The organism is Fuerstiella sp., assembly GCA_022447225.1.
In the GTDB taxonomy this organism is placed as follows: domain Bacteria; phylum Planctomycetota; class Planctomycetia; order Planctomycetales; family Planctomycetaceae; genus S139-18.
Genome location: JAKVAZ010000011.1, coordinates 223,870 through 241,373, shown reverse-complemented (window position 1 = coordinate 241,373; position 17,504 = coordinate 223,870). Strand labels below are relative to the sequence as shown.

Sequence of the window (17,504 nt, the reverse complement as noted above, 5' to 3'; positions counted from 1 at the left end):
CGAATGAAGTTGACCTGGACATCGCCTTGCCGGATTTCGGTTTAAAGCAGACAGGATGTCAGTGCGCCGGTGTGTGGACGATAAACGACCAGACTCAATTGACAACGGTTTTCGCTGAGGATCTTGTCGTGATGAAAGCGTTCGCCGGTCACGACCCTGACTGGACTGATGTGAGAGGAATTGTCCGGCGCCAACAGACAGTTCTCACATGCAGGACTGTCGTTGAAAGGCTGCAGCAACTTTGCGATCCTGACGGTTACTCAGGACCGGTCCAACGACTGGTGACGACGATCCGTGATTCGGCCTGACTCCATGACTGCCCCGCTGCAACCCGTGTTCACCGTGGACTCTTATCTCAGCGGTGTCCGGATTGACTCATTCCTGGCGAAACACCTGCGCAACTATACGACCTGGCGACTACACCGCATGGTTGCGGCGGGCCTCGTACGAGTGAACGACTTACCGGCGATCCGGACTCAGCGGGTTTATCGCGGACAGACCGTGAGTGTTCGACTTGTGGAACCGCCCGACAAGCTGCTGGATCCTGACGGCACGGCGGTCCGGCTGGTCTACGAAGATCCCTGGCTGATTGTTGTCGACAAACCTGCCGGCATGGTGGCTCATCCGGTCGGCAAATTTCAAAACGGTACATTAACCAATGTGCTGCAGAATCATCTTGATCAGCTGACACCGGCGCCGGGTCTGCTGCGGGCGGGGATTGTGCATCGACTGGATCGGATGACCAGTGGCCTGATGGTTGTGACCAAAGAACACCATACGCATCGGCTGGTTTCAGAGGACTTTCAGAACGGAAGACTGAAGAAATCCTATGTCGCTCTGGTACAGGGCCGGGTTCCTTTTGATGAACGCATCATCGAACTGAAGATTGGTCAGCTTCCAGGCGGTCAAAGCATATTGATGTCCGCAAAATCCGATGCGATCCGTCAGCGTGCCGCAAAAACCAGGGTAACGGTCCTGCAGCGGACTCAACGGATCTCCGTCGTCGCCTGTCAGCCTTATACCGGCCGCAATCATCAGATTCGGGTTCATATGGCAGAGATCGGCCATCCGGTACTGGGCGATGAATTCTACGGTCATCGGGGCACGGTGCGGGCTGTGTCAACCGATGAGCGAAGTCACCCCTCACAGTGTCGCCACGCACTACATGCAGCGCGCCTGGAGTTCCAGCATCCGATTCTCAAAACCGTTCTGACGTTCATGGCACAACCACCACCGGATTTCCTGTCCTGTCTGTAGAGAACCGACCAGTCAGTCACACAGGCAAACTTGTCACTGCGGCACAGATTCAGCGCTTCACTGAATCTTCAGTTGTTCAACACATCGGACGCCGGTCGCTGCAGCGGCACACCATGCTGCTCTTCTGTATTCACAAACAGATCCATAATTCGAGGTCGTGGAACCTGCGGGCTGATGCGTCGATGGATCCGTTCAGCCTGAACGGAGGGATGTAGAGTACTGTCAGCAGAAAAACCGACAACGTCGCCAATCCCGTACACGCCACGGCACCAGGTTTCGAAACCGCTGGAACACCACAGTCGGCCGTTTTCGTCGGCTTCAACGTCGATAGACGACAGATTGAGGTATTCAGTGAACCCGACGGTTCGGCGGCAGTCAACCACATCTGCATGAGAATTGGACAGGACTCCACCTGATCGCATCGAGCCACACTCTGACAGATGGAACGTGATCTCAACCCCCGCAGCATAAGCCAGCTCAAGCATGGCTGAGTCCTGACCATCGTGCGCCACATAACGACTTTGAACTCCAAATAGACTGAATAGTGCTGCCATACCGCATCCGAAACTGTCTCCACCCAACAGACAAACCGAGCGGGGCAGAATAGTCCCTTCGAACATCGATTCAGGACGATGCAGTTCAATCAGACCGAGAGGTCGGTGCATCGCTGTATATCGCGCACCGGTGCCAATAACGAAGTGATCTGCACTGAGAGAAGTTCGATTGCATGTCCGCCCGTCTGCAACCGATACAGAATTCCGGTCAATAAACCGGGGCTGTCCCATACATATATGAATTTTCAAATGTTCGAGCGTACAGGCCAGTTCTTCGGTTTCTCTGACAATCGCGCCTGCAATCAGCTGGCGCAGAAGCCGTGGTGACCCTGTGCGGGCCAGCAGTTGACGACGGCAGACAGTTTGATCAGCCAGCAGATCCAAAATCAAACGTTTAAGCGCCAGGCCCACCAACCATGCTGAATGAGTTGATTCCGGCAGCAAAGCGGCAGTACGTTTGCCCGATTTCGCGGCCAGACACATCATTTCGACGGCAGCTTCGTCGTTTCCGATGACAGCGATGTCGTATTGCATGGGAAATGCTCCGGCCCCCGAAAAACCTAGTTCAAAATCTTGTGCGCAGAACTCAACGATGAAGCTGGAGAATGTAATCGGTACCTGAACGGTTATTCCGGGATCTGAATTTCGGTGAATCAGATAAACGAGGCGAACTGCCAGCGATCCTGTCTGTCATGCCGGTTAGACTGTTTTGAACGAATCTGTCGGAAAACAGGACACAGTGACGAGTCACAATCAGCTAACAGCCCTGAATCTCGTTTTGTCGGTGACATCATTAATCTGCCGACCTGGCGTTGGAGTCAACGCCGCTCAGGGTTGTATAGAGCACGTACTCAGGAACAGTCAGTCAGCATCGCAGGAGAAGTCAGCTCATGTCTTCAGGCCAGTTCAATTTCGACATCCGTCCCGAGGACGTGAAACGTAATATCGGACTCGCAGCGGTCGGACTGGGAGCCGTGATTCTGATACTCCTGCTGTCAAAATCGTGGTACACCATTGAGGCCAATGAGAAAGCCGTGGTACTGCGATTCGGTCGCTATGTCTCCACATCCGATCCCGGTCTGCATTTTTGTATTCCCTTTGTTGACAGCGTTCTGCGTGCAGACATGCGTGAACGAACCATTCGAATGCCGTTTGGGCTCCCGGACGATCGACCATCCGGCCGCACCAACGAAGAGGACGTACTGATGCTGACCGGTGACCTCAATGCAGCAGCTGTTGAATGGACCGTTCAGTGGCAGGTCGCCGATCCGCAGCAGTATCTGTTTACCTTCTACACACAGGTTGCCGAACAGGAAGATTTTCTTCAGTACATCATTACCGTTGTTGGTCGAACCGTGATGAATCGACTGATCGGAGACTACTCAATCGACGAAGTTCTGACCGGGGCTCGTATGGAAATTCGCCAGGAAGCCCGTGAAGCGACTCAGGCGATGCTGGACAAGTACGAGTGTGGAATTCGAATCACAGACCTGCAGCTTCAGCGAGTCACACCTCCGGAACAGGTCAAACCCTCATTCGCAGCCGTTAATGAAGCGGTTCAGACCCGCGACAAACTTGAGAACGACGCAAACAAAGTCAAAAACACGCTGCTTCCGAAAGCTCGAGCGGAACGAGACAGGGCGATTCGGAGTGCCGAAGGATACGCGGCCCGACGTCGTTCAGAAGTCAAAGGGGAAATTGACGCACTGATGGTGCAGTACGAACAGTTTGCCAAAGCGCCCGAAGAAACCCGACAGCGATTGTATCTTGAGTCACTACAGAAGGTACTTGCCAAAGTCCCAAACAAGACAATCATCGATTCCGATCTGCAGCAACTGCTGCCACTGCTTAATCTTGATGAAAGGAGCAAATGATGGCTGCAAACAATTCCATCAAAGGTCCGGGTGCAGTCATCGTAGCCTTCCTGGTACTGATGGTGACCTATAGTTCAGTTTTTACAGTCAACGAACGCGAACTGGCCGTGTTGCTGGAATTCGGCCGACCGGTAAGGAATATCACTGAGCCGGGACTGTACTTCAAATATCCTCTGATTCAGGAAGTTCGCCGTCTCCCTCGCACTCGTCAGTTCTGGGCAAGCGGTCGCAATGATGTCCTGGTGGATCTGCCGACGAAAGACGGCAAGAAGATCGAAATCGCCATCTGGGCGATCTGGCGGATCACCGATCCGGAAACATTTCTGAGAGTCATGCGGACTGTGGGCAATGCAGAGCAACAGGTCCGTCAGCGGGTTCGGGCAGGTGTTCGTGACGTAATCACGTCCTATGACCTTGCTGAAGTCGTTCGCAGTTCAGATCGCGAATTGACCTACTCGTTCGGCCTGGAGGATCTTCCGGACACAGAATCCGATGCTCTCGATCCCACAGAAGATCTGGCCAAAGTTGGTGAACAGACAGATATTCTGTTCGGTCGTCAAAAAATCATGGAAGAGATTCGGCAGCGAATCAAGTCTCAGCTGACTGCAGGTGATGATGGTGATGATGGCGCAGCCCTCGACCGTGGAATTGAACTGGTGGATGTCGGCGTCAGTAACATCGGATTTGTGCAGTCAGTGCGGCAGGCAAGTTTTGAACGACTCACCGCTTTTATGGAAGCGATTGCTGCCAAGTACCACAATGAGGGTGAGCAGCGCAAGCAGGAAATTATCAATGAAACCAACGCCCTTGCAGAAGAAATTCTTGGTGAGGGCGAAGAACAGAATAAACGTCTTCGTGGTGAAGTCGAAGCCGAAATCATCGAACTGTATGCGAAAGCCATTCGCGCAACCGGTGACTTCTACAACTTCCAGCGCACCCTTGAAGTTTACGAAACGGCACTCGACACAAGTACACGACTCATCCTGACTACAGACAGCGACTTATTCCGAATGCTGAAACAGGTCAGCCCGACACAGCCGGACAACGAGATGTCCGTAGAGTCCCGGCGTTAAGTCACAGTACGCAGTCCATCGCAGAAATACAGACACATCCAGCTGAACAGAGGAACTCCACTGAGTAACCTTTGTGTGACCATGCTGAATCGCATGGATGTCAATGTCAAAATTCTTGTTGACAGTACCGGTGAACTCCCCGGTCTGCGATCGTAATTCTTAACATGCGCGGTTCACAGCACGCTGTTTCACAAAAGTTTTTCTGCTACCGGATCCTGTGTTCCTCAAATTGCGAAACACCGACACTGTCATCATCGACTTGAACGCAATTGGAAATCCAGAAACGACTCCCTGAAGCTCCGTAACACGGGCAAGGATTTTTTGTCATGCAACCGGTGTGGTGGATTATTTATACATTCATGGTCGCACCACCTCGCAGAACGTTAAAACTCCTTTCCCGACAAACCCTTTGCGGTCCGGGATCTCATCACGCACCAACAGGACTTGCAGCCCTTCTACCGGCCTGCAAGAACCTGCTGTTGGTGGCCATCTGCAGCAAATTTACTGCTTATGGTTGTGCGGATGACTGGCCCCAGTGGCGAGGAACCGACAGAAATTCGGTTTCCGGTGAAACAGAACTGCTGAGTTCCTGGGGTGAATCGTCTCCAGCACTCGACTGGCGGGCGTCAGGAATCGGCGATGGCTATTCAAGTGTTGTCATCGCCGGCGGACAGGTTTTTACCACAGGAAAAATTGATGACGCAGTGCTGTGCTTTTCCCTGGACCTTGAGTCCGGTCAACACAACTGGATGACAAACGTCGGTACAACATCACGCAATGTCATGTCCACTCCTACGTTCCACGATGGTCTCGTTTATGTACTTGATCCGGATGGTGAACTCGTCTGCCTGGATGCAGAAGCAGGAACACTACTGTGGCAGCGCAGTTTTACGAAGGATTTCGGCGGTCAACTGATGTCCGGTCGTGGATACGGTGAATCTCCCCTCATCGACCGTCACCGGTTGATTTGTACGCCGGGAGGAGATGACGCCATGCTGGTTGCCCTGAACCGTCATACTGGAGAACTGATCTGGAAATCCCGCATGCCACAGATTGGTGAAAAGGGCCGTGATGGCGCTGCATTTTCCTCTGTGGTTCTGTCTAAAGCAGCCGGTGTGCGTCAATACATACAACTCACCGGTCGCGGCCTGGCAGGCTTTGAGGCAAAAACCGGAAAATTTCTGTGGGGCTACAACGACATTTCCAATCAAACGGCCAACATCCCCACACCCATTGTTCACGGTGACTTTGTCTTTTCTGCCAACGGATATCACTCAGGTGCCGTTCTGCTTCAACTGACTCGAGCCAGTCGTACAGATGGAATCGAAGCAAAGGAAATCTATCGGCTGCGAGGCAACAGGTTTCAAAATCATCACGGCGGCTTCGTGTTGATTGATGATCACATCTACGGTGGCCATGGAAGTAACAATGGTTTACCAACCTGCATTGAATTCCAGACCGGAAAAGTCCTCTGGAAACGCCGCGGACCAGGCACCGGGTCAGCGTCGGTCACAGCAGCGGATGGACGGCTCTATTTTCATTATCAGAATGGAGTCATCGGTCTGATTGGTGCCTCAAAGCACGAATACCGTTTGCACGGAAAGTTCAGGATTCCCGCAGGCGGTGACAGCTGGTCACATCCGGTTGTGGCTCACGGCAGGTTGTTCCTCCGCGAAAAAGACGACCTGTGGGTCCATGACCTGCGTCGACTGCAGCCGATTGAGAATTCGCAGTCCCCACCGACGCCGGCCGTGACAGAAAATAATGATAACACTCGTAATTTTTTCAGATTCATCCGTCAGGCAGACACATCCAAATCTTCTGTTCCGGTCATCACGTTAACTGATACGGAACTCGATTCCACAGGCTCAATCGAAAAAGACCGACTCCGCCGGCTCAACCGGCAGACATCCCCCTTCATTCTCATCCTCGCAGGAACACAAATCAGCGATTCCGGTTTGCGACAGATCTCCGCGCTGAACAATCTCGTCGGACTGAATCTGGAATCGTGCCCACATGTCACTGATCGTGGTTTCGCTTATCTCGGAAAATCGAACACACTGGCAGTACTGATCGCCACAGCAACATCGATTTCTGCGACTGGTCTCGAACAACTGGCAACCGCTCCGGCACTCACGGCCGTGAACCTGGAAGTGTGCGACGATGTGGCTGACGCCGGCTGCAAAGCCCTTGGTCAAATTAAGACACTTCGCGCCCTGGTACTCCGGAAAACGGGCTTTGAACAGGATCGCATTTCCGACGCCGGTCTGGAACACCTCTCCGGACTGCAGGATCTCGAACGGCTCAACCTTTCCGGTAATCTCATCTCAGATGACGGATTACAGCACCTCAAGCCACTCACAAGGCTGGAAGAACTGGATTTAAGCCTGCTGCCAATTACGGACGACGGGCTTCGACACCTGGCACCGCTGAAAAATCTGCAACAACTGAAATTGCTCTATTCAGAAGGATTTTCCGGGACCAACATCACAGATCAGGGCCTGGAAACACTGGGACTGTTCACTCAACTGACTCACCTGAATCTGGTGGGAGCAAAAATCTCTGACGCGGGATTAAAGCACATCCATCAACTTCGGAATCTCGTTCACCTGCGACTGACGAATTCGACGGCAACCGAGGCGGACGTACGAAGTCTGCAAAACACGTTACCCCACTGCGAGATTATCAGTCACTAACAGCTTCCATCGGGCAGGTCCCGTCAGAGGATTCAGGAAACCGACAGCCACCCATCAGCCTGGGGGTAAACATTGTCGAATCAACAACTCTGAACCAGGCCGGTTCCATTCCCGGCATACACTCGGAGAAGTCACCAGACGCGTCCACAGCCACATCATCAGCAACTCAACGGGCGTTCCGGAGCAGCGGTTAATCCAGATTCTCCACTAATCTGTCACCCATTTCCTGCGTGGTCAGACGTCCACCGAGATCCGGCGTTTTATGGCCCTCCGCCAGCGTTCGTTCCACAGAAGCACGAATTCTGGAAGCGGCCTGGGGAAGCATCAAGTGGTCGAACATCATGGCCGCACTCAGCACCGCAGCCACGGGATTGGCGATTCCCTGACCGGCAATGTCCGGAGCCGACCCGTGAACGGGTTCAAACATCGACGGAAAACGACGCTCCGGATTCGTGTTCGTACTGGGTGCCAGTCCCAGTCCGCCGCCGATGATTCCACCGAGGTCGGTGAGCAGATCACCAAACAGATTGGAGGCAACAACGACGTCAAACTGTTCGGGCTGACGAACCAGATTCATGATCGCCGCATCACAATGCTGACGAGAAGCTTCCACATCGGGAAACTCCGGCAGGAGCTCGTCCAGAATTTCATCCCACAGCACATAGGCAAATCTCTGGGCATTGGATTTGGTGATCATCGTGAGTTGTTTCCGACGAGTCCTCGCCATTTCAAACCCAAACCGCAGGATTCGTTCCACACCCCGCCGGGAATGAACGGCCGTCTGGATCGCATGTTCGTCTGAATGTCCTCGCCGGAACCTGCCACCAAGATTCACGTATTCGCCCTCGGAGTTCTCACGAATCACAACCAGATCAATATCTTCGGAAGATTTTTGCGACAGAGCAGACTGCACACCGGGATACAGACGTGACGGACGCACACAGGCGTATTGATCGAATGTCTGACGAATTTGTACGAGAGGATCCAGAGTCACGTGATCCGGTATTTTTTCCGGCCAGCCTACCGCACCAAGAAAGATCGCATCAAACGGCCGTAACAGCTCAAGAAAATCTTCCGGAACCACACGTCCGGTTTTATCCCAGTGCTGCACTCCCCAGGAGAACGTCGTTTTTGAGAGAGAGAACTGTCCGTCACTCTTCTCGATCGCATCCACAACTCGCAGCGCTTCATGAACAACCTCGGGGCCAATCCCGTCACCCGGATAAACTGCGATCCTGAATTCTTTCATAGATTCAACTCCCTGGTTCAACTGTTAAATTTTCGATATCACAAATCAGTCAGTCTCGATCCTCACTCGTCCGCAGCTGTGCACCTCAATCTGCTGTAAATCCTAAGGCACCTCAGGCCGTATCTGAAATCGGCAGCAGGCTGACAGATCCAACGAAGCCACGCATTTAGCAGGCAACCGGATTCGGTTGAATTACTTCCCGGATCCATCGTTGCTGTCTTTGTCAGATGACACCTCTGTCAGGTCACCCTGAAAGTCCGTATTCCAGTCCAGCTGATGTTTGGTAAGTCGCTGCGCTTCGGGAGGGAATGTCTCCCAGACTTCACGACTGACGGGATACATGTCCATCGTCAGACGGCCCACCCACCAGGGCAGGTAATTGCAGGCAACACCGATCCGAGGCTGTTCGGTCTGATTCGCACCCGCTGCATGCCACATGGTGTTGGGAATGATGGCCACACTTCCAGGCGATCCGCAACAGAAGACTTCGCCATCCAGAGATTCCTGTGTGGCAGGCGGCAATCGCCGGTGTCGCTGGCTGCCAGGAATGGCGCGAGTCGCACCTGTTTGTTCGCTGAATTCGGACAGCATCCAGATCGCGTTGACCAAAATTGGAAAGTCGGGTAACGGGCGTGACTGGTTCAGCTGCCCCATTGGTGAATCCATATGCCACCATCCGGCATCACTCCTGCCGTGCGCCACCAGACCATCAACGCAGCCCAGTCTCAACTGATCATCCGCCGGCCAGGCAAACGCATTTGGCGCAGGCTCAGTTCGACCGGCCAGTAAATGTCCTGCCAGGGCCAGCACAGTTGGATGCATCGCCAGCTGCAGAAACCGAACATCGTAATTCAGCAGACACACCACAAATTCGTAACCCGTCACCCCGGGAGCCCGCTGCGGAGCATTCATCACCGATGCCCCCAGTTCCGCAGCGACATCGGCCGACACCGCGTTTTCCAGCACAACGTATCCTTCGGTCTCCAGCGACCGAATCGCCCCTGACACATCGTCTGCAGCAACCTGACTCATAGCCTGATGAAATTTCTATACGGGAGGAATCCCGTTCATGAACGGGGAAGACAGTCGACTACATCTGTAGTCGATTCTTCAGTTTACCGACATGAAAGGATTGCATCGAGGCAGTGACCATTTTCCGCGACAACACCGCAAACAGACTTAAGTGCCAGGAACCGTCTGCGGGTCTGTACGGTCACGGGCGAATACCAATACGTGTGACTGTGAACGGAAACATTCAGCACAACCGGAAGAGCCACATGATTAACACCGCAGGATCACATCTCCGGTCTCAGGCGGCGGCAACGGTTCTCCAGATCCACAACCACCGTGGACATGGGCACCTCTAAGTTAAGAACCACTGAGCTTAATAACGACGGCCAGAGAAAGCGGGATCTTCGTTTCGGCACCAGCGACCGGGATCCACGGACTGTGACACGAAACAACGGCAGGACAATCACGGCGGTCACAGAACAGGAAAAACCGGTGATACCTAAGAGACATCAACTGGAACCAGTACTGTGCCCGTCGAACGTCACACCTTCACACGAAACAACGGCCCGGCCAAACACAGGTTAAGAATGCCTCCAAGTCTGACCCGTTTTCGGAAGATCCGGACAGACGCTCTGGTCTTATAAGGCTGATTCAGGCAGCAGTTCCGGATACGGCGTGATCATGTCAAGAGAGTCCCCTGTGAGCTGCTGTTGCTGTCTCAGCTTTGCAAACAACTGCCTCTGCAGTGTCAGGGTTGAAGAATCCTGCGACAAATCGCGGGTTTCCTGAGGATCGGCCTGCAGGTCAAACAGCAACCTTCGGGAGATCTTTGGATAAAGAATCAGTTTATGTTTTCCCACGGTCACCATTCGCTGCACATCGACATACGCAGCACTGACCGTCCCGGTGACTTCAGATGAACTCTGTTTCACAGACTGCATCAGACTCTCAAACTGAACATGTTCCGGCACTGGGCCCCCCGCAAGTTCCAGAGAGGTCGCCATCACACTTTGCAGATAAATTCGGTGTCCGTTTCTGGCACCCTGTGGTACTCCCGGACCACAGATCACAAACGGAACACGCACGCTGTGATCGTACATATTCTGCTTTCCCAGCAGACCGTGCTGCCCGCAGGCCAGACCGTGATCCGCCGTAAAGAAAATCCAGGTATTATCGGCCTGCCCGGTTTCCTCAAGGGCAGTGAGAATTCGCCCGATCTGATGATCCATGTGTGTGATAATGGCATAGTATTCCTGACGATGGACCTTTACGGCATGTTTCGTTCTGGGAAACGGGGCCAGCTGTTCGTCCCGAATCCGATTGCTGCCAATGTCCCACGGATACTCCGTCAAAAAGTTCGCCGGCAGCTGCAACTGCTCTGCCGGATAGCGGTCAACAAACTCCTGAGGCGACTGACGCGGATCGTGGGGTGCATTGAAGGCCAGATACATAAAAAACGGACGCTCGTCGTCGGCAGCCATCTTCAGATAATCAACGCCGTCGTCGGCCAGCACTTCACTCCAGTGTTTTCCACCATCCCAGTATCCCCCACGGCTGCGATCCCAAGGCAACCAGTTCCTGTCATCCTCAGACGAAGGTCTGTTGTATCCGGATTCGGTTTGTTGAGGCATTCCTTTGCGTACATGCCGGACCACATCAAACAGCTGAGTCACCGGAGCCTTCACGTGCCACTTGCCGGAAAAGAACGTCTGGTATCCCCGACTCGACATCAGCTGAGGCCACAGTCTGTGTTGTGACACCCAGGTCGTGTTCAGATCGGACTCTGCCCGACGGGCATTCCACAGATTAAGGCCCGTGACCATCATGGTGCGGCTGGCCACACAAACCGCTCCATGCCAGCCTCCCTGATTGAAGGCATGAGTGAACGTGGTCCCCTGAGCCACCAGTCGGTCGATATTGGGAGTCTGAATCTCGGAGTTGCCTGTGGCGCGTACCGTGTCAAATGCCTGATCATCCGCAAACAGAAACAGAACATTTGGCCGGTCAGCGGAGGCCTGTCTGCTGAACAGCAAACACACAGAAATCAATCCGATCAGAACACAGCGCATGGTTCAATCCTCAGCAAAACAGGACTTCAGATCACATCAGGCACGATTGTCATACTCATTCTGACTGGTGTGTCATAGGAGGTCGAACCAGAATGCGCTTTACAGAAATCCAGTTACGGAGACTGTTTTTTATTCGATGCCACGGGCATGACTCCGTTCGGCCTGATACTGTGATGAACCTGTCTGCCTATGCAAATGCCCGGAAACGAGGAAACAACAATGCGTCGTCTGACGATTCGACGAGAAAAACTCCATATTCTGAACACTTCGCAAAGCACCCGAACGCTGGTCCTGGTTGCAATATTCATGAGCCTGGGACTGCATGCAGCAGCCGACGATCGCCACGATTCGTCCACCGGCGGTACGGAAGTATTGTTCGCGGACTGGCACCATGTGGAAACCGGTCGTCTCGAACCAACGTACGACCCCGCCCGACTCTCCGACGCCGGAAGAGCCGAGTTACAGAAGATGGAAGACGACTGGAACATCATAGCGGATCTGTCGGGGCATGGTTTGAAGCGTGTCAAATTGCCATACGGAGTGAGCATCACCGTGGAGAAGGCCCGCAAGAGCGCGCCGTGGCTGAACGCCGATCAGCCGTGGGAACGCAGAGTCGGAGGTTATGCCACAGTCATCCATGAGGACGGAAAATATCGGGTTTGGTACAGCGCAACTCTTACCGAAGCAGCAAGACAGCATCTGAAGAGCAGCGGCCAGGAGGACGACCCTCCTGAGTCGTTTTTGGCTTACATCGAAAGCACTGACGGCGTGCAATGGACAAAGCCGGATCTGGATGTCTACCGCATCGATGACAAGCCAACCAATCTGGTGACTCGACATGCCCGTGAGACTTCGGTGTTCCGTGACCCCTCTGCGGGAGAACAGGAACGCTACAAGTGCTTCAAGTTTGGCAAATTACCAAACAGCGAAGATAAACCGGCTCGTTATTCCTACGGCCTCTACGGTTCAGTCTCACCGGATGGCTACCACTGGACACCGCTGCCGGACCCGCTGCTGACGTATTTCCACGACACACAAAACGTTGGCGCCTGGGACCCGGTCCTTAAGAAATACGTCGGTTACTTCCGGGGGCATCTTGCCGGTCGAGCGATTGGGCGCAGCGAAACGGACGATTTTCGTAACTGGCCACCCTCACGTGTGTTTCTGGCTCCGGGACCTGAGGACTCTCCCTTCGACGATTACTACACCAACGGATTCACCTGGCATCCCGATACCCCTTCGCTCCGTTTTCTCTTTCCGGCGATCTATCACCACGACACTGACCAGCTTGACATCCGTCTGGCGGTGAGTCGCGACAATTACTCCTGGAACTGGGTCTCTCATGAACCGATTATCGACATCGGAAAACCGGGCGAATGGGACAGCGGCAGTATTTACGCCGGACCGAACCTTGTCCGACTGCCGGATGGCCAACTCGTATTGCCGATTTCCGGATCAAAGAATACTCACAATGAAGGATTCAGTGTTTACGAAAACCCACCGGAACACGGATTTCAGACCGCGTGGGCCATGTGGGACGACGATCGCCTTGCGGGAATTGAAGCGCCGGAACGGGGGGAATTCTGGTCGTCGCTGGAAAACGATTTCAATGGTCAGCAGATCATCATCAATGCCCGCACCAGTCGGGCGGGCCGCATCGAAGTTGCCCTGCATGAACCATACGGCCGCAGGTCCACACGGGCGGTACCGGGATACTCATTCGACGATTGCATCCCATTCACAGGTGACCAGACTAATGGACGCCTGAAATGGAAAAACAAGGACGACCTGACCGAACTGCGCGGGAAAACAGTGTTCCTCCATTTCCGACTCAGCAGCGCCAAAATCTTTGGTTTTCAAGTTGAATAACAATGGATTTTCGAGAGCCTCTGGACCTCATGACAGTTCGTCGTGCGTCATGGGGTATGCCGCGTAGGATTGACAGGTTTCGCCGACAGCCAGCCGGAAACACTTTATATTGAAAACAAACTCCGGCAGGGTTCTGTGGCGATAGACTTTGCCGGGCACGAACAAAACCCCCGGGACGGCCACCGTGTTCACAGTCGCAACAGGCCACTGCAGCCGCAACCGGCCAGCAGCGGCTGCAGGTCTCAGCAATATCTGAGTTATTTCTGACAGGTTTGGGTTGTCAGCGTACGACAGGGACACAAACAAATATTGGCAAAACCCATCACCGAATGCCGGACAACCACGGGCTGCGGCAACGTCTTTTGTGATCATCGATCCGCAACAGAATTCTGCTGTGCGAAGTGTGCCCGGTCGATTAAAGTGCGTGTACTTGTCGCAGCCCGGTCCCCTCCTTGACAGACATCAATCGAATTCCGGCCGGTGAGTCCGGTACCGAAACACTGAATTCTCAATCATTTGCAGTAATTAATACCGAAGGAAGCCGTCCATGTCGAAACAGACCACACAGGTTCCTCGCCGTCATTTTCTGCAATCCGCAGCAACCGCGACCGGGGCCGCCGTAGCCCCCATGATTATCCCTGGTTCAGCGTTGGGACGAAACGGCGCCGTCGCTCCCAGTGAACGTATCGTGGTCGGCGGCATCGGTATCGGTCGCCGGGGCGGTTATGACCTGGGCTGTTTTCTTCAGGAAAACGATGTCCAGTTTACAGCGGTTGCCGACATCAAGCAGAAACGCCGGGGGGAAGTGAAAAAGATCGTTGATGACCACTACGGGAATCAGAACTGCGATACTTATCGTGACTTTCGTGACATCCTCGACCGCAGTGATATTGACGCAGTGCTGATTGCCACCGGCCCCAACTGGCATGCCACAGCTGCTATGACCGCTGCCAAAGCCGGGAAGGATATGTATTGCGAAAAGCCGGTCACGAAGAACATCAGCCAGAGTTTGATTCTGGCTGATACGATGCGACGCACGGGGCGAGTGTTTCAGGCGGGAACTCAGCGACGAAATCTTCCTCACTTTGCTTTTGCCTGTGAGCTGGCTCGCACAGGAAAACTGGGCAAACTCAAAAAAGTCTACGCCCACCCGGCCGGGATGCAGGCCATGATGAGCGGCTGGCTGGTCCCCGAAACGGAACCGGATAAAGAAGTCGTGGACTGGGACATGTACCTCGGGCCAGCCGCATGGCGACCATTCAACTCCGCGCACCTGGACGGATTCAATTTCGAAAAGGGCGGGGGGCTGGTCGGCGGCGGTGTGCTCGAATGGGGTTCGCACTGTGTGGATCTTTGCCAGTGGGCCGTCGACGACTGCCTGCCACCGGTGGTCTATGATGCACCAAAAAACGGCGAACTGGTCGCTCGATATGAAAACGGCACTGAACTGATTTTTCGGGAGACCGGCTGGATTCCTCTGGGTTCCTGCCCGGTTCGGTTCGAAGGAGAAACCGGCTGGGTCGAAGCGGGTGACAGCGGCAAAATGGTTCTGAGTTCTCCGGAATTGCTGGCAGGTCGACGTGTGGACGAAATCGGTGGTTATCCGGCAACATTCCATGTCCGGGATTTTCTGGACTGTGTGAAAACCCGAGGCCTCACCAAAGGCAATGCCCTGGCGGCGTGCAACGCACATATCGCCTGTCACGCCGCAAATATCGCACTGCATCTGGATCGCCAGGTGAAGTACGACAACGTGGCACACGAGTTCATCGATGACGTGCAGGCCAATCGTCTGAGATCAGAAGCACTTCGGGAACCATGGCGGCTGTAAGATCTGCACAGGACAGGGAGGCATCTGCCGGCTGTGACGTTCGACCACACACGTCGCACAGGCTAGCCGGTCATCGAAAACAACCTGATACATTTTCCAGACGCATACGGATACGGACACCTCAATGAATACAAGTCTCACCTGTACTCACTTCACCGCAGGTATCACGGTTCTGACTTCGATGTACATCGTCACTGTTTTACCGGCACAAGCCGTTGACAGTCCCGAATCATCCCGTGAGTACAAACTGCTGACCGTCCTCAGATCTGATGCTCCCGGTGCAGAAAAGGCGATCGCCTGCAAGAATCTGGCCATCTACGGATCCAGTGAAGCCGTCCCGGAACTGGCCAAACTGCTGGACAGCCCGAAGTTCTCTTCCTGGGCCAGAATTGCTCTGGAAGCGATTCCGGGGCAGGCGGCTGATGAAGCGCTGCGGACTGCAGCGGACTCACTGGAAGGACGGTTGCTGATCGGCACGATTAATTCGATTGGTGTTCGTCGAGATGCAGGCGCTGTTGAATCTCTTACAGTAAAGCTGCAGGATTCAAATGAAGACGTCGCTTCTGCCGCAGCCGTTGCTCTGGGACATATTGGAACTCCGGCAGCCACAGAGTCACTTCGTTCTTCGCTGGCATCAGCATCCGATACCGTCCGATCGGCAATTGCTGAAGGCTGTGTTCTGTGTGCCGAGCGACTTCACGCTGAAGGCAATTCCATCGCGGCCACAGAGATTTACGATGAGGTGCGCAGCGCCGACGTTCCCCTTCAAAGAATCATTGAAGCGACCCGCGGTGCCATTCTGGCTCGTGCTCAGGACGGTATTCCTCTGTTGCTGGAAATCCTGCGATCATCAGACGAGAAGCTGTTCCAGCTGGCTCTCGGTACGGCCCGTGAATTTCCTGGCGACCAGCTCGACAGAACCCTGGCAGCTGAGATCCGGCAGGCAACACCCAAACGAACAGCGCTGATCATTCAGGCGATGGCCGACCGTCCCGACACACTGGTTTTGGATGCAGTTCTGACATCCGCCCAACAGGGCCCAAAACTGGTTCGGCTTTCGGCGCTCGATGCTCTGGAACGAGTTGGAAACGATTCCTGCCTGTCACCCTTACTGGAAATTGCCGTTGAGAATGATGCCGACCTGTCACAGGCCGCCAGGGATACGATTGCAGTTCTTCCAGGTCAAAACATCGACGCACAGATCGTGAAACGTCTGCAACAATCGGGACGCGACAGTGACCCGCTGATGCTGGAGCTGGTCGGACGCAGACGTGTCGATGCAGTCCCGGACGTTTTGACAGCCCTGCAACATACTGATGAAACTGTCCGTCATGCGGCCCTGATCGCTCTGGGTGAAACCGTGACACTCAATCAACTCTCTGTGCTGATCTCTCAGGTTGTCGCACCAACACACCCCGAAGATCTCACCGTGGCTGAGCGGGCGCTCAGAGCAGCCTGCGTCCGCATGCCGGACCGTGACACATGTGCCACTCAACTTAAGAATGCCGTATCCGGATCATCGCCAGGCACAAAAACAACACTTCTTGAAATCGTCAGTGAAGTCGGCGGAAGCAGGGCACTTGAAACACTTGCACAAGCCGCAAAAAGTCGGGATCCGGAACAGCAGGACACCGCAAGTCGTTTGCTTGGTAAGTGGAATAACCTCACCGCAGCACCCATCCTGCTTGATCTGGCACAGACATCCCCGCAAAACAAATACAGAATCCGCGGGTTACGAGGTTATCTGGGACTGGCGAGAAAATTTGCGAGAGGACAAGAGCGTGCTGAAATGTGCCGTCAGGCCATCGATACGGCCATTCGGACCGAGGAACAAACGCTGGCCCTGGATGTTCTCGTACTCCGTCCGGACATCGAGGGACTCAAAGTCACGGTGAACGCACAAAAGCTTCCTGAATTGCAGGAAACGGCTGCGGAAGCGACCCTGGCCATTGCGGAAAGACTTCGAAGTAAAGGAGTCGATATCAGTCAAATCATCACACTTGAAGAAACGAAATAAACCA

At 54.1% G+C, this 17,504-nt stretch carries 11 protein-coding genes; 7 read left to right on the top strand and 4 right to left on the bottom strand.

Translation table 11 applies throughout. The annotated features are described in order from the left end of the window. Positions 1–312: 312 nt before the first annotated feature. Positions 313–1,257, top strand: coding sequence for an RluA family pseudouridine synthase (locus MK110_14095; GenBank protein MCH2212432.1), 945 nt, complete (start codon positions 313–315; stop codon positions 1,255–1,257). Between the two features lie 68 nt (positions 1,258–1,325). On the opposite strand, the gene MK110_14090 is transcribed toward MK110_14095, so the two are convergent. Then, on the bottom strand, positions 1,326–2,345 hold the full coding sequence (locus tag MK110_14090) for an FAD-dependent oxidoreductase (protein MCH2212431.1): 1,020 nt from the start codon (positions 2,343–2,345) through the stop codon (positions 1,326–1,328). A gap of 356 nt (positions 2,346–2,701) precedes the next feature. On the opposite strand from MK110_14090, the gene hflK reads away from it, so the two are divergent. From hflK to MK110_14075, 3 genes are all read left to right on the top strand, one after another. After that, the gene (hflK, locus tag MK110_14085) at positions 2,702–3,685 is read left to right on the top strand and encodes an FtsH protease activity modulator HflK (protein ID MCH2212430.1); all 984 of its coding nucleotides are present in this window, start codon (positions 2,702–2,704) and stop codon (positions 3,683–3,685) included. Next, on the top strand, positions 3,685–4,758 hold the full coding sequence (gene hflC, locus MK110_14080) for a protease modulator HflC (GenBank protein ID MCH2212429.1): 1,074 nt from the start codon (positions 3,685–3,687) through the stop codon (positions 4,756–4,758). The genes hflK and hflC overlap by 1 nt, the downstream gene beginning before the upstream one ends. Positions 4,759–5,084: 326 nt before the next feature. Further along, a complete protein-coding gene (locus MK110_14075) occupies positions 5,085–7,454 on the top strand; it encodes a PQQ-binding-like beta-propeller repeat protein (GenBank protein MCH2212428.1) in 2,370 nt (789 codons plus the stop codon). 190 nt (positions 7,455–7,644) lie between these two features. On the opposite strand, the gene MK110_14070 is transcribed toward MK110_14075, so the two are convergent. From MK110_14070 to MK110_14060, 3 genes are all read right to left on the bottom strand, one after another. Further along, positions 7,645–8,703 (bottom strand): tartrate dehydrogenase, encoded by a 1,059-nt coding sequence (locus MK110_14070; GenBank protein ID MCH2212427.1) that lies wholly within the window; start codon positions 8,701–8,703, stop codon positions 7,645–7,647. A gap of 192 nt (positions 8,704–8,895) precedes the next feature. Beyond that, the gene (locus MK110_14065) at positions 8,896–9,735 is read right to left on the bottom strand and encodes a phytanoyl-CoA dioxygenase family protein (protein MCH2212426.1); all 840 of its coding nucleotides are present in this window, start codon (positions 9,733–9,735) and stop codon (positions 8,896–8,898) included. Between the two features lie 617 nt (positions 9,736–10,352). Continuing rightward, entirely contained in the window at positions 10,353–11,783 is a 1,431-nt protein-coding gene (locus MK110_14060; protein ID MCH2212425.1) for a sulfatase-like hydrolase/transferase, read from the bottom strand. A gap of 219 nt (positions 11,784–12,002) precedes the next feature. Between MK110_14060 and MK110_14055 the strand changes: the two genes are divergently transcribed. The 3 genes from MK110_14055 to MK110_14045 all read left to right on the top strand — a co-directional run bounded on the left by MK110_14055 (position 12,003) and on the right by MK110_14045 (position 17,500). Continuing rightward, the gene (locus MK110_14055; GenBank protein ID MCH2212424.1) at positions 12,003–13,652 is read left to right on the top strand and encodes a hypothetical protein; all 1,650 of its coding nucleotides are present in this window, start codon (positions 12,003–12,005) and stop codon (positions 13,650–13,652) included. A gap of 547 nt (positions 13,653–14,199) precedes the next feature. Continuing rightward, positions 14,200–15,483, top strand: a complete 1,284-nt coding sequence (locus MK110_14050) for a Gfo/Idh/MocA family oxidoreductase (protein ID MCH2212423.1) — start codon at positions 14,200–14,202, stop codon at positions 15,481–15,483. Positions 15,484–15,607: 124 nt separating this feature from the next. Then, positions 15,608–17,500, top strand: coding sequence for a HEAT repeat domain-containing protein (locus MK110_14045; GenBank protein MCH2212422.1), 1,893 nt, complete (start codon positions 15,608–15,610; stop codon positions 17,498–17,500). The last annotated feature ends 4 nt before the right edge of the window (positions 17,501–17,504 follow it).